12 protein-coding genes are annotated in these 13,785 nt (G+C 71.4%); 10 read left to right on the top strand and 2 right to left on the bottom strand.

The features are described 5' to 3' along the window. Positions 1–3: 3 nt before the first annotated feature. The 5 genes from ACIQRW_RS10380 (at position 4) to ACIQRW_RS10360 (ending at position 7,507) form a co-directional block, all read left to right on the top strand. Positions 4–1,191: a sensor histidine kinase gene (locus ACIQRW_RS10380; RefSeq protein WP_403757156.1), complete on the top strand. Its 1,188-nt coding sequence runs from the start codon at positions 4–6 to the stop codon at positions 1,189–1,191. Positions 1,192–1,402: 211 nt separating this feature from the next. Further along, positions 1,403–2,776: a sensor histidine kinase gene (locus tag ACIQRW_RS10375; protein ID WP_403757154.1), complete on the top strand. Its 1,374-nt coding sequence runs from the start codon at positions 1,403–1,405 to the stop codon at positions 2,774–2,776. A 562-nt stretch (positions 2,777–3,338) separates the two neighbouring features. Next, on the top strand, positions 3,339–3,998 hold the full coding sequence (locus ACIQRW_RS10370) for a response regulator transcription factor (RefSeq protein WP_265603865.1): 660 nt from the start codon (positions 3,339–3,341) through the stop codon (positions 3,996–3,998). A 478-nt stretch (positions 3,999–4,476) separates the two neighbouring features. After that, positions 4,477–6,441: a 2-oxoacid:acceptor oxidoreductase subunit alpha gene (locus ACIQRW_RS10365; protein ID WP_403757151.1), complete on the top strand. Its 1,965-nt coding sequence runs from the start codon at positions 4,477–4,479 to the stop codon at positions 6,439–6,441. Further along, a complete protein-coding gene (locus ACIQRW_RS10360) occupies positions 6,434–7,507 on the top strand; it encodes a 2-oxoacid:ferredoxin oxidoreductase subunit beta (protein ID WP_403757148.1) in 1,074 nt (357 codons plus the stop codon). Before ACIQRW_RS10365 ends, ACIQRW_RS10360 begins: the two co-directional genes overlap by 8 nt. A 57-nt stretch (positions 7,508–7,564) precedes the next feature. Here the strand turns inward: ACIQRW_RS10360 and ACIQRW_RS10355 are convergent, their stop codons facing one another. Further along, positions 7,565–7,900, bottom strand: coding sequence for a winged helix-turn-helix transcriptional regulator (locus ACIQRW_RS10355; protein ID WP_398065640.1), 336 nt, complete (start codon positions 7,898–7,900; stop codon positions 7,565–7,567). Positions 7,901–8,123: 223 nt separating this feature from the next. On the opposite strand from ACIQRW_RS10355, the gene ACIQRW_RS10350 reads away from it, so the two are divergent. From ACIQRW_RS10350 to ACIQRW_RS10330, 5 genes are all read left to right on the top strand, one after another. Continuing rightward, on the top strand, positions 8,124–8,984 hold the full coding sequence (locus tag ACIQRW_RS10350) for an NmrA family NAD(P)-binding protein (protein WP_403757145.1): 861 nt from the start codon (positions 8,124–8,126) through the stop codon (positions 8,982–8,984). Positions 8,985–9,166: 182 nt separating this feature from the next. Then, positions 9,167–10,204: an EamA family transporter RarD gene (gene rarD / locus ACIQRW_RS10345; protein WP_403757142.1), complete on the top strand. Its 1,038-nt coding sequence runs from the start codon at positions 9,167–9,169 to the stop codon at positions 10,202–10,204. 67 nt (positions 10,205–10,271) lie between these two features. Continuing rightward, positions 10,272–11,945: an FAD-dependent monooxygenase gene (locus ACIQRW_RS10340; RefSeq protein ID WP_403757139.1), complete on the top strand. Its 1,674-nt coding sequence runs from the start codon at positions 10,272–10,274 to the stop codon at positions 11,943–11,945. A 19-nt stretch (positions 11,946–11,964) separates the two neighbouring features. Then, entirely contained in the window at positions 11,965–12,477 is a 513-nt protein-coding gene (locus ACIQRW_RS10335; RefSeq protein WP_403757136.1) for a hypothetical protein, read from the top strand. Between the two features lie 71 nt (positions 12,478–12,548). Continuing rightward, positions 12,549–12,908 (top strand): hypothetical protein, encoded by a 360-nt coding sequence (locus ACIQRW_RS10330; protein WP_403757133.1) that lies wholly within the window; start codon positions 12,549–12,551, stop codon positions 12,906–12,908. A 165-nt stretch (positions 12,909–13,073) separates the two neighbouring features. On the opposite strand, the gene ACIQRW_RS10325 is transcribed toward ACIQRW_RS10330, so the two are convergent. Then, a complete protein-coding gene (locus ACIQRW_RS10325; protein ID WP_403757130.1) occupies positions 13,074–13,412 on the bottom strand; it encodes a MerR family transcriptional regulator in 339 nt (112 codons plus the stop codon). Positions 13,413–13,785: the final 373 nt, after the last annotated feature.

Below are 13,785 nucleotides of genomic sequence, written 5' to 3'. Positions count from 1 at the left end.
TGTATGACCATGAGCCCTTCCGTGCCGGATCCCGACCGGCCGCCGCCCGCCCGCTTCGCCCTCGACCGGTGGACCTGGCGGGAGATCGCGTATCTGCTCGCCAATCTGCCGTTGGCCGTCGTCGGGTTCGTCTACACGGTGGTCGTGATAGCTGTCGGCGCCGGGCTCTCCGTCACCGTGATCGGGCTGCCTCTGCTGGTCGGCGGGCTCCAGGGGTCGCGGCTGCTGGGCCGGATGGAGCGGTGGCGGGCGCGGCGGATGCTCGGCGTACGGGTCGAGGAGCCGAGTCCGCTGGCGCGCGCTCACCAGGGGCAGGGGTTCTTCGTCCGGCTGTGGGCGGGGCTCAAGGACCCGGTGGGCTGGCGGGCGTTGCTGTACGGGTTCATCCGACTGCCGTGGGGGGTGCTGACGTTCGCGGTGACGCTGGCGAGCCTGTTCGTCCTGTGGCCGGTGCTGCCGTTCATCACGCGGGGGTTGACGACGGTGGACCGGGCGATGGCGCGCGGGCTGCTGTCGCCCTCGGACGAGCTGGAGCGGCGCATCGCCGAGCTGGAGTCGGACCGGGGCGTGGTCGTGGACACCGCCGCCGCCGACCTCCGCCGCATCGAGCGCGACCTGCACGACGGCGCCCAGGCCCGCCTGGTCGCCCTCGCCATGGGGCTCGGCCTGGCGAAGGAGAAGCTCACCGACGACCCCGAGGCCGCGGCCCGCATGGTCGACGAGGCCCACGGCGAGATCAAGGTCGCCCTCCAGGAGCTGCGCGATCTCGCCCGGGGGATCCACCCCGCCGTCCTCACCGACCGCGGCCTGGACGCCGCGCTCTCCGCCATCGCTTCCCGGTGCACGGTTCCGGTCAAGGTGTCGGTGGGGCTTCGGGGGCGGCCGGCGGAGGCCATCGAGGGCATCGCGTATTTCACCGTCTCGGAGCTGCTGCAGAACGTCAGCAAGCACAGCGGCGCACGGTCCGCCACCGTCGACGTGTGGCGTTCGGCGGACCGGCTGATGCTCCAGGTCACGGACGACGGCGGGGGCGGAGCCCGGATGGGCGGCGGTACGGGTCTCGCGGGGCTCGCCGAGCGGCTCGACGCGGTCGACGGGGTGTTCGTCCTGGAGTCGCCGGAGGGCGGGCCGACGACCGTCACCGCCGAGCTGCCCTGGCGCGACCGGGCCGCAGCGCGGCCGGCCGCCTGACCGCCCGACGCCCGGGGGTGGGGAAAACCCCCGGGCGGATACGGAGAGGGACCTCATGGCGCGGAAGGCCGCCGGCCAGGACCCTTGAGGGAGAACGGTCCGGGGTGACGGGCCGCCTCCGGCGCCATCGCGGCGCGGCCCCACGCACAGCCCACTGCCCCACGCACAACCCACTGAGAGACTTCAGACAGAGACGGAACGGACGGGACTCATGGCCACGGCATACGGACCGGACACGCGGGACCGGCGGCATCAGGGTTCCGGCCCCGGCTTCGGGGCGAATACCCCAGCGAAGACCACGGCGAAGCATTTCCTCCCGGCGCCGCTGCGTGCGCCGCTGGAGGCTCGTGCCTGGCGCGAGCTGCTCTACACGCTGCTGAGCTTCCCGCTCGCCACGGCGGCGTTCGTCTTCGCGGTCACCATGACGTCGCTGAGCGCGGGCCTGTTGGTCACCTTCATCGGGATACCGGTCCTCGCCGCCGGTCTCGCCGTCTGCCGGGGCTTCGGTGCGCTGGAGCGGCACCGGGCGCGCGGGCTGCTGCGGGTGGAGGTCGCGGATCCGGAGCGGGTGCGGGGGAAGACCGGCGGCCCGTTGTCCTGGATGGGCGCGGTCCTCAAGAGCGGGGTGTCCTGGCGGCACCTGCTGTACACACTGCTCCACTTCCCGTGGGCCACGTTCACGTTCGTCGTCGCGATCACGTTCTGGACGTACGGACTGGCGGCGCTGACGTACCCGCTGTGGTTCTGGCTCTTTCCCGTGTTCGGGGGGCAGGACGGTCTCCAGCTGTACGGGGACCGCACCCACCAGGAGTATCTGGACTCGCCGGGCGAGCTGGCGGTGACCGGGGCGGTGGGCCTGGCGCTCGTCCTGGCCGCGCCGTGGATCGTGCGGGGGCTGCTGTCGGTGGACCGGCTGATGGTCACCGGTCTGCTGGGGCCGTCCCGGCTGGCCACCCGGGTGTCCGAGCTGGAGTCGGACCGGGGCGTGGTCGTGGACACCGCCGCCGCCGACCTCCGCCGCATCGAGCGCGACCTGCACGACGGCGCCCAGGCCCGCCTGGTCGCGCTTGCCATGGATCTGGGTCTGGCGAAGGAGAAGCTCACCGACGACCCCGAGGCCGCGGCCCGCATGGTCGACGAGGCCCACGGCGAGGTGAAGGTGGCCCTTCAGGAGCTGCGCGATCTGGCCCGGGGGATCCACCCCGCCGTCCTCACCGACCGGGGCCTGGACGCCGCGCTCTCCGCGATAGCCTCCCGCTGCACCGTGCCCGTGACGGTCGAGGTGGACCTGGACTCGCGGCCCGCGCAGGCGATCGAGGGCATCGCGTACTTCACCGTCTCCGAGCTGCTCCAGAACATCAGCAAGCACGCCCGTGCGACCCGGGCCACGGTCGACGTGTGGCGGGCGGCCGACCGGCTGATGCTCCAGGTCACCGACAACGGCCGGGGCGGGGCGTCACCGGCCTCGGGCGGCGGCCTGGCGGGGCTGACGGAGCGGCTGGACGCCGTGGACGGGGTCCTCGTGGTCGACTCCCCGGCCGGCGGCCCGACGACGGTCACGGCCGAGCTGCCCTGGCGCGGCTGACCCCGAACGCGGCGCCTCACGCCTCTCCCGGTCTCCACCGGTCTCCCGCGCCCTCTCCCCGCTCCTCCCCACTCCTCCCTGCTCCCACCTCCTTCCTGCTCCTCCCTGCTCCCACCTCCTTCCTGCTCCTCCCTGCTCCTCCCGGCTCCCCGCTCCTCCTGGCTCCCCCGCTCCCCCGTCATGTCCCTCCCCGCGTGCGTATGCCCCGTCGCCCGGCCTCCCGGTCCGGCGACGGGGCGTACGACCGCGACTGCCAGGGCGCACGCCCGTGATCGTCAGACGCGCACAGCCATGATCGTTCGAGGCACGTGGCCGCCCATGCCCGGGGCACGCGGCCGCCCGTGCCCGAGGTGCGCGGCCGCCCGTGCCCGGGGCGTGTGGGGCCGTGCTGCCGGCCCGCCTGGGTTATCCACAGGGCCCCCATCCGTGTCCGGGTCCTGGGATGCTTGTGCGGTCGGGGCGCGGTGCGCGGTGGTCGGGCGTGGTGCGTGCGGGGTCGCGGGGAACGCGGCATATTCGGAACAGTGGGGGACTCGCAGTCGTGGAGAACGTGGAGAACAGGGTGCGCGTGGTCATCGCCGAGGATTCGGTCCTGCTCCGGGAGGGGCTCACCCGTCTGCTCACCGATCTCGGGCACGACGTGGTGGCGGGGGTCGGGGACGCGGAGGCGCTGCTCAAGACCGTGGCGGACCTCGACGCCCAGCAGGCGCTTCCCGATGTGGTGGTCGCCGATGTGCGGATGCCGCCGACGCACACCGACGAGGGCGTGCGCGCGGCGGTGCGGCTGCGGAAGGACTACCCGGACATCGGGGTGCTGGTCCTCTCCCAGTACGTGGAGGAGCAGTACGCCACCGAGCTGCTGGCGGGCAGCAGCCGCGGGGTGGGGTATCTGCTGAAGGACCGGGTGGCCGAGGTCCGCGAGTTCGTGGACGCCGTCGTCCGGGTGGCGCAGGGCGGGACGGCGCTGGACCCGGAAGTGGTGGCGCAGCTGCTGGGCCGCAGCCGCAAGCAGGACGTGCTGGCCGGGCTGACGCCTCGCGAGCGGGAGGTCCTGGGGCTGATGGCCGAGGGCCGGACGAACTCCGCGGTCGCCCGCCAGCTCGTGGTGAGCGACGGGGCGGTCGAGAAGCATGTCAGCAACATCTTCCAGAAGCTGGGGCTCTCGCCCAGCGACGGGGACCACCGGCGCGTCCTCGCCGTGCTGACCTACCTGAATTCCTAGACATCTGACACCCTGGACGCCTGACGCCCCGTCAGATACTTACGGGAGCGGAATGCGAGCCGCAGGCGCCTTACGCCGACTGACGCTCCAGGGGCGCCCCCGGGGCGCTCCCGGGGCGCTCCCGGAGTACCCCCGGTGCACCCCGGGAGCGCCCCGGGGGCATTGCGGGCATCGTGCGGGTCCGAGGGTGTCCGGCGGGTGCCGGACGGGCACCTCTGATCAAGGAGGGTCGACGGAGGCCCGGGCGGCCGAGGGGGACCCAGGGGAGGCCTAGGGCGAAAGACCCAGGGAGCGACCGCCTTCGTCCCGCGATCGGGGGGCTTGCAAAACGTGCCAAATCCTACTCAAAGGGTGGCTCAAAACAGCGTCCACCATATGATCGGTCCCTGGGAGGCCACCTACGCGGACGTAGGGTGGCTTCTGGGATCGCCGGCTGGCCGGACGGTTCCGAACCGCCGCCCAAGGGAGGTCCAGTTCAGTGACGAGCCAGGTCAGTAGCGCGGCAGAAAAGGCCGAAGAGGCCAACGACGCCGTCCTCGGGGGTCAGCGAGCCCCCCTGTCAGGTACGACGGGAACCACGGGCGGCGAGGGGAAGGAGATCCGTCGCCTGGACCGGGTGATCATCCGTTTCGCGGGTGACTCGGGTGACGGTATGCAGCTCACGGGTGACCGGTTCACCTCGGAGACCGCTTCCTTCGGCAACGATCTCTCCACGCTGCCGAACTTCCCGGCCGAGATCCGCGCCCCCGCAGGCACCCTGCCGGGGGTCTCTTCCTTCCAGTTGCACTTTGCCGATCATGACATTCTGACCCCGGGCGACGCCCCCAACGTCCTGGTCGCGATGAACCCGGCCGCGTTGAAGGCGAACATCGACGACGTGCCGCGCGGCGCGGAGATCATTGTGAACACCGACGAGTTCACGAAGCGGCCGATGGCGAAGGTGGGGTACGCGACCAGTCCGTTGGAGGACGGCTCGCTGGAGGCCTACAACGTCCATCCGGTGCCGTTGACGACGTTGACGCTGGAGGCGTTGAAGGAGTTCGGGCTGCCTCGTAAGGAGGCGGAGCGGTCGAAGAACATGTTCGCGCTGGGCCTGCTGTCGTGGATGTATCACCGGCCGACCGAGGGGACGGAGACGTTCCTGCGGCAGAAGTTCGCGAAGAAGCCGCAGATCGCCGAGGCGAACGTGGCGGCCTTCCGGGCGGGCTGGAATTTCGGTGAGACGACCGAGGACTTCGCGGTCTCCTACGAGGTCGCCCCGGCCTCGCAGGCCTTCCCCACCGGCACCTACCGCAACATTTCGGGGAACCTCGCCCTGTCCTACGGGCTGATCGCGGCCGGGCAGCTGGCGGAGCTGCCGTTGTATCTGGGGTCATATCCGATCACTCCGGCGTCGGACATCCTGCATGAGCTGTCGCGGCACAAGAACTTCGGTGTGCGGACGTTCCAGGCGGAGGACGAGATCGCCGGGATCGGTGCGGCGCTGGGCGCGGCGTTCGGCGGGGCGCTGGGCATCACGACGACGTCCGGCCCGGGGGTGGCGCTGAAGTCGGAGACGATCGGTCTCGCGGTCTCCCTGGAGCTGCCGCTGCTGATCATCGACATCCAGCGGGGCGGGCCGTCGACCGGGCTGCCGACCAAGACCGAGCAGGCCGATCTATTGCAGGCGATGTTCGGCAGGAACGGTGAGGCCCCGGTTCCGATCGTGGCTCCGCGGACTCCGGCCGACTGCTTCGACGCCGCGATCGAAGCGGCCCGGATCGCCCTGACCTACCGCACCCCGGTCTTCCTGCTCTCCGACGGCTATCTCGCCAACGGTTCCGAGCCGTGGCGGATCCCGGAGACGTCGACCCTGCCCGACCTGCAGACCCCCTTCGCCACCGGCCCGAACCACACGCTGGCGGACGGGACGGAGGTGTTCTGGCCCTACAAGCGCGACCCGCAGACTCTGGCCCGCCCGTGGGCGGTCCCCGGGACGGCCGGTCTGGAGCACCGTATCGGCGGGATCGAGAAGCAGGACGGCACGGGCAACATCTCCTACGACCCGGCCAACCACGACTTCATGGTCCGCACCCGCCAGGCCAAGATCGACGGCATCGAGGTCCCCGACCTCCAGGTCGACGACCCCGCCGGGGCCCGCACCCTGGTGCTCGGCTGGGGATCGACGTACGGGCCGATCACCGCGGCGGTGCGCCGGCTGCGGGCCGCGGGGGCCCCCATCGCCCAGGCCCACCTGCGCCATCTCAACCCCTTCCCGAAGAACCTCGGCGAGGTGCTGAAGCGTTACGACAAGGTCGTCGTCCCGGAGATGAACCTCGGCCAGCTCGCCATGCTGCTCAGGGCGAAGTATCTGGTGGACGCCCACAGCTACAACCAGGTCAACGGAATGCCGTTCAAGGCCGAGCAGCTCGCGACGGCCCTCAAGGAGGCCATCGATGCCTGACACCGAGGAACTGCGCCACAACGACCTGCTCCAGCTGGTGCCCAAGGCCGAGGCGAAGCAGTCCATGAAGGACTTCAAGTCCGACCAGGAGGTCCGCTGGTGCCCCGGCTGCGGCGACTACGCGGTGCTCGCCGCCGTCCAGGGGTTCATGCCGGAGCTGGGCCTCGCGAAGGAGAACATCACCTTCGTCTCCGGAATCGGCTGCTCCTCCCGCTTCCCGTACTACATGAACACCTACGGGATGCACTCCATCCACGGCCGCGCCCCCTCCATCGCGACCGGGCTCGCCACCTCGCGACGTGACCTGTCGGTCTGGGTCGTCACCGGCGACGGCGACGCCCTCTCCATCGGCGGCAACCACCTCATCCACGCCCTGCGCCGCAACGTCAACCTCAAGATCCTGCTCTTCAACAACCGGATCTACGGGCTGACGAAGGGCCAGTACAGCCCCACGTCCGAGCTGGGCAAGATCACCAAATCGACGCCGATGGGGTCGCTCGACGCGCCGTTCAATCCTGTGTCCCTCGCCATCGGCGCGGAGGCGACGTTCGTGGCGCGCACGGTCGACTCCGACCGCAAGCACCTCACCAGCGTGCTGCGCGCGGCCGCCGAGCACTCGGGCACGGCGCTGGTGGAGATCTACCAGAACTGCAACATCTTCAACGACGGCGCTTTCGAGGTCCTCAAGGACAAGGAACAGGCCGCCGAGGCCGTCATCCGCCTCGAACACGGTCAGCCGATCCTCTTCGGCTCCCAGGAGCCCAAGGGCGTCGTGCGCGATCCGGCCACCGGCGATCTGAAGGTCGTGGCCGTCACGGAGGAGAACCGCTCGCAGGTCCTCGTCCACGACGCCCACGCGGAATCGCCGACGACAGCGTTCGCGCTGTCCCGGATCGCCGACGCGGACACCCTGCACCACACCCCCATCGGGGTGCTGCGGAGCGTCGAACGGCCCGTCTACGACACGCTGATGTCCGACCAGCTCGACGCCGCCGTCGAGCAGAACGGCAAGGGCGACCTCGGCTCACTCCTCGCCGGCAGCGACACCTGGACCGTCGTCGGCTGAGGCCGGGCGAGGACCGTACGCGTACCGCCCGGGGCCCGGGCCCGATCCCCCACGGGGTCAGGCCCGGGCCCCGTCGTATGCCTCGCGTGCCGCCTGCACCGCGCCCACCTGGCGTTCGGTCCAGCGGGCGAGCGCCCAGACCTGCTCGGCGGCCTCGATGCCGAGCGGGGTGAGCGTGTAGTCGACCCGCGGCGGGATCACCGGCTTCGCGTCCCGGTGGACGAAGCCGTCGCGTTCCAACGTCCGGAGGGTCTGGGCCAGCATCTTCTCGCTGACCCCGCCCACCGCGCGGCGCAGTTCGCTGAAGCGGTACGAACGCTCCAGCAGCGCCGCCAGTACGAGGACGCCCCAGCGGCTCGTCACGTGTTCCAGGATCAGCCGGGACGGACACATGGGCTGGTTGACGTCCCAGGCCAGGAGAGAGGACAAGGCCGCACTACGGCCTTCACCCGGACGACTCGGTCGTGGAACCTCCGCACTCTCTGCCATGCCAGTACCTTACTTCAAAGTGGGTACTTTCTTACAGTTAGCGCTACCCGTAAGGTCGTAACCGAAGCGCAGAAGCGGACTGAACCACCGAAACCGCGTCATCGAACCACCGAATCGGAGACCCCTCATGAGCATCGTTGTCACCGGAGCCACTGGCGCACTCGGCCGCCTCGTCGTCGACGCCCTGCTGGCCGAGGTCCCGGCCGGCGAGGTCGTCGCGGTCGTGCGCGACAAGGAGAAGGCCGCCGCGCTCGCCGCCCGGGGCGTGGAGCTGCGCATCGCGGACTACGACCGCCCCGAGTCCCTCGCCGGAGTCTTCCGGTCCGGCGACCGGGTACTGCTGATCTCCGGCAGTGAGGTGGGCAAGCGGGTGCCGCAGCACGCCGCGGTCGTCGCCGCGGCGAAGGCGGCGGGCGTCGCCCAGCTCGCGTACACCGGCGTGCTCGGCGGGCCGGACGCGGACTTCACGCTGGCCGACGAGCACAAGGCCACCGAGCAGCTGATCCTCGACTCCGGGCTGCCGTACACGTTCCTGCGCAACGGCTGGTACACCGAGAACTACACCGGCAACCTGGCCCCGGTCCTGGAGCACCGCACGGTGCTCGCCAACGCGGGCGAGGGCCGTGTCGCCTCCGCCTCCCGGGCCGACTACGCCGCCGCGGCGGCCGCCGTGCTGACCGGCGAGGGCCACCTGAACACCGCCTACGAGCTGAGCGGCGACACCGCCTGGTCGCTCGCCTCGTACGCCGCGCTGCTGTCCGAGCTGACCGGCGAGGAGATCACGTACAAGAACGTCCCGGCCGCCGCGCACCAGGAGGCCCTGGTCGGTGCCGGACTGCCCGAGGGCTTCGCCGCGATCCTCGTGGACGTGGACGAGGCGATCGGACGGGGACGGCTCGCGGGGACGAGCGGCGACCTCGCCCGGCTCATCGGCCGCCCGACGACACCCCTCGCCGAGACCGTGCGCGCCGCCCTGGCCACCGCCTGACCCTCGGCGCACCTCTTCCCCACCGTGCCGAGCGCGGCCCCGCGCCCTGCCATGAGCGTCATCGGTGTCAAGTGTCATCAGTGTCATGAGTGTTTCCGTGAGACGGCTATGACACGAAGCCCTTCCGGCGCTACCGTCGTGCCGTCGGCGGATCCGCCGGCGTGGGCGGGCCGGGAGGGCACGTGGAGGGGAAGAACGAACAGCGGGCAGGCCTGCTGTACGGAATCGGCGCGTACGGGATGTGGGGCCTGGTCCCGCTGTTCTGGCCGCTGCTCAAGCCGTCCGGGGCGATCGAGATCCTCGCGCACCGGATGGTCTGGTCGCTCGGCGTCGTCGCCGTCGCCCTGCTGGTCGTACGCCGCTGGGCCTGGATCGGCGAACTGGTCCGCGACCGGCGCAAACTGGGCCTGATATCGGTCGCGGCGGCAACCATCACCGTCAACTGGGGTCTCTACATCTGGGCCGTGAACAACGGCCAGGTCGTCGAGGCCTCGCTCGGCTACTTCGTCAATCCGCTGGTCACCATCGCCATGGGCGTCCTGCTGCTGGGCGAACGGCTGCGGCCGGTCCAGTGGACCGCGGTCGCCACAGGGCTCGTCGCCGTCCTCGTCCTGGCGATCGGCTACGGCAAGCCGCCCTGGGTCTCGCTGGTGCTGGCGTTCTCGTTCGCCACGTACGGGCTGGTGAAGAAGAAGGTCAACATGGGCGGCCTGGAGTCGCTGGCCGCCGAGACCGCCGTGCTCTTCGTGCCCGCACTCGGCTTCCTGCTCTGGCTCGCCGCCACCGGCGGGTCGACGTTCACGACCGGGGGCGCGGGGCACGGGTTCCTGCTCGCCGCGACGGGCATCGTCACGGCGGTGCCGCTGATCTGCTTCGGTGCGGCGGCGGTCCGGGTGCCGCTGTCCACGTTGGGGCTGCTCCAGTACCTGGCCCCGGTCTTCCAGTTCGGGCTGGGCGTCCTGTACTTCAACGAGTCGATGCCGCCCGAGCGGTGGGCCGGGTTCGCCCTGGTCTGGCTGGCGCTGTCGCTGCTGACCTGGGACGCGCTGCGGACCGCCCGACGCAACCGGGCGCTCGCCCTGAAGCTGCTGGCGACGGCGGCAGCCGCGCCCGCGGCCATGACCCCGGACCCCGCGGCCACGACCGAGGGCCCCGCAGCCATGACCTCGGACCCCACGCCCACGCCGCAGGACAGCCCCGCAGAACAAAAGATTACCTAGTTGCCTTTCTTACTCGGTTACGTTTTCCTGGTCCTGGATGGACCGGGAGCGTGACCGAAGGAGAGGCATGGGCATGACCGACGTACTCATCGTGGGAGCGGGACCCACCGGGCTGGTGCTGGCCTGCGACCTGGCCCGGCGCGGCGCGGCCGTACGGATCGTGGACCGGTCCCCCGCCCCGCCGCGCACCTCGCGGGCCAAGGGCCCCAACCCCCGGTCGCTGGAGATCCTGGACGATCTGGGAGTGGTCGAGGAGGTGCTCGCCGCCGGTTCGGCCCCGCTGCCGATGCTCAAGTACCGCGACCGTCTCCCGGTCGCGGAGGCCGATCCGTGGGCGGACACCGCGCCGTCGCCGGACGCCCCCTACGACCGGGGGTGGCTGATCGCCCAGTGGCGGCTGGAGGGGATCCTCCGCGACCGGCTGGCCGGGTACGGCGTCCGCGTCGAGCCCGGCCGCGAGGTCGTGGGGCTGACGCAGGCACGTCACGATGACGGCGGAGGCAACGAGGTCAACAGGGGCGACGGGGGCCACGTCGACGTCACGTACGCCGATGGGCCGGCCGGGCGGGCCCGGTACGTCGTCGGCTGCGACGGCGCCCACAGCTCCGTACGGAAGCTGCTCGGGATCGGGTTCGAGGGGACCACCGACGAGGACCAGGTGATGGTCTGCGGCGATGTCGACCTGGCCGAGGGCGCCCTGGACCGCACCCGCTGGCACCAGTGGTTCGACGAGGACGGCGCGGTGATGCTCTGCCCGATCCCCGGCACGCGGACGGGCTGGTGGTTCCAGGCCGGGCCGGAGCGGGACGGGCGGGGACGGCCGCTCGCGCCCACCGCCGACGGGTTCCGGCGGCTGCTCGCCCACCACACCGCCCTGCCCGGCCGGGCCCTGACGCGGGCGGAGCTGCTGTCGACGTACCGGGTCAACGTACGGATGGCGGACCGGTTCCGCGCGGGGCGGGTCCTCCTCGCCGGCGACGCGGCGCACGTGCACGCCATCGCCGGCGGCCTCGGGATGAACACCGGTATCCAGGACGCGTTCAACCTGGGCTGGAAGCTGGGGCTGGTGCTCGCCGGTCACGCGGACACGAGGCTGCTGGACACCTACGAGGAGGAGCGCCTCCCGGTGGCCGCCCGCACCCTGGACCTCACATCGGAGCGGCTGCGGGCCACCCTGGAGGCGATCCGCCGCCCCGGCGGCGGCCTGGACGCGGCGATCACTCCCGACACCACCGGCCTGGACGTCGGCTACCGCTGGAGCTCCCTGGCCGCCCACCACGCCGACGCGCCCGCAACCCCGGCCGCCGGGGACCGCGCCCCGGACGCCCCCTGCGCCGACGCCGCGACCGGGGCACGGACCCGGCTGCACCGCGTCTTCGCGGGCCCCCGCACCACGGTCCTCGGTTTCGGCCCCGGGAGCGCGGCGGTCCTGCGCGGGACAGCGGACGCGTACGGCGACGCCGGGGTGCGGATCTGCCGGGTGTACGCGGCGCACGAGGACCGGACAGGGGTGGAGCCGGGAGCGGTGGTCGACGACGCGGGCCACGCGGCCGCCGCGTACGGAACGGAAGCCTCCGGTCGTACCGGAACGGGCACCGTCGTGGTCGTCCGCCCCGACCACCACGTGGGCCTTGTCGCCCCGGCGGACGGTGCCCGCTCCGTACGGGAGTATCTGCGCAGGCTCCACGGAACGGGCCGGTCAGCGGAACGGTCCCCCGGCATGGTGGACGCCGTGCGGTAAAGGCTGATTGAGTGCCCGGATGGGGACTGTCCTGGGGGCCATGAGGAACGTGCGGTGGCACGAGCTGCAGCACGCGTACGGCTCCGCGTCCCAGGTTCCCGGGGTGCTGTCGCGGATCGCCTGGGGGGACGCGCCGACCTCGGACGAGGCGCTGAGCGATCTGGAGCGCTGGATCGGCACCCCGCCCGTCTTCGACTCGACGGCGGCGACGGTGCCGTTCCTCTGGGAGCTGGCGGCGACGGACACGGTCAGGGACCGGGCGGGCGTCCTGGACCTGCTCGCCACGATCCTGGCGGCCGGGAACCCCGAGCACCCCGCGTGGACCCGCGCCGCGCACGACGCGGTGGTGGCGGGCCGCGCCACGGCCGCCCGGTTGGGCGCCGCGCCCGGCACGCCCGAGACGCCCGAGGCCGGGGGGCCTTCCCCGGCGCGGACCGTACGCACGGCCGCCACCCGCCTGCTGGCCGCGATCGACCGGCACGCCTGCCCGGCCTGCGCCGGTCTCCGCCCGCGCGAGGCCCAGGTGCACTGACCCGGCATTGTCGAAGCCGGTGAGGGCACACCCCTCGAACCGGCCGGACGGTGGTGCATAGAGTTGGCCCCATGTCGAAACCTGACGAACTGCTTGTTGATATCGCTGCCCTGGTGGAGTCCGGGCACAGCAATCAGATGACTCTGACCGTGGTCGCCGGTGGTGCTGTCATCACCGGTCGGCTGGCTCCCGAAGCGGTCTGGCGGCAGCGGGTGTCGGAGGTCCTGGCCGACTCGGCCCGCCTGAGCGAATTCTCCGCCGTCTTCACCGCCCCGACGCCCGTGGAGAAAGCACCCACGCATCTGCATTTCCATGTGGCGCGGATTCTGCAGGGAACGGTGGGGATCCCGGACACGGGCGGGATGTACCGCGTGGCGATCGATGACGTCAGCGCCTGGACCATGGGCGACTTCAGCTACTCCGACCACTGAAATCCGACCACTGAGATACGGCACCGCGCTCTGACGGAACCCTGCCCGCGGCGAGGGCCCGACCGGCGCCTGCCGCTCGGGCCGCACCGTTTCCTGCTGGCGGGCGCTGCCGTGCTCGTCGACGAGCGGCACGACAGCGAGCCGCCGGCGGGGGTCGACACCACCTCAGCCTGCGGTCGTCGGGTTCTCCGATGCGGCGGCTTTGCGGTATTCGGCGTTGATGCGCTGGGCTTCTTCGAGCTGGTCTTCGAGGATGACGATGCGGCAGGCGGCCTCGATGGGGGTGCCCTGGTCGACCAGTTCCCGAGCACGTGCGGCGATGCGCAGCTGGTAGCGGGAGTAGCGGCGATGCCCGCCCTCGGAACGCAGCGGGGTGATGAGGCGGGCTTCTCCGATGGCTCGGAGAAAGCCCTGTGTGGTACCGAGCATCTCGGCGGCCCGGCCCATCGTGTAGGCGGGATAGTCGTCGTCGTCGAGACGTCCGAACGAGTCGCCTGCTGTCATTTGCACCTCTCTGTGGAACGCGTGGAGGGGCCCGAGTGCCGTACGGCACTCGGGCCCCGAAGGAACTGCTAACACCATCCGCCGACCTGGTACTGCGCCGGCCTTCTGTTTCCGCTGACCCGGCCTGAAACTTGCCGGGGTCGCGGGGATCGCGGTTGCTTGACCGGAGACCACCTCACTATCGATGTCCTGCGGTACCCGGGCTCACGACTCCGCCCGGGCGATCCTGATGGCGCCTCGCCCCTCCGTTCTTCCCTCTGAAATGAATCACTTGCTTACTGCTGGGTACTGCTCCTGCGTGAAACGCGGTACTGCTGACGGCGGCCCCTGATCACTGCGGGCCACCCAGTGCGGTCGCCAGCCCCGTCGCCGT

This window comes from Streptomyces sp. NPDC091287, assembly GCF_044768525.1.
GTDB lineage: Bacteria > Actinomycetota > Actinomycetes > Streptomycetales > Streptomycetaceae > Streptomyces.
This window is presented reverse-complemented; position numbering and strand designations above follow the sequence as displayed.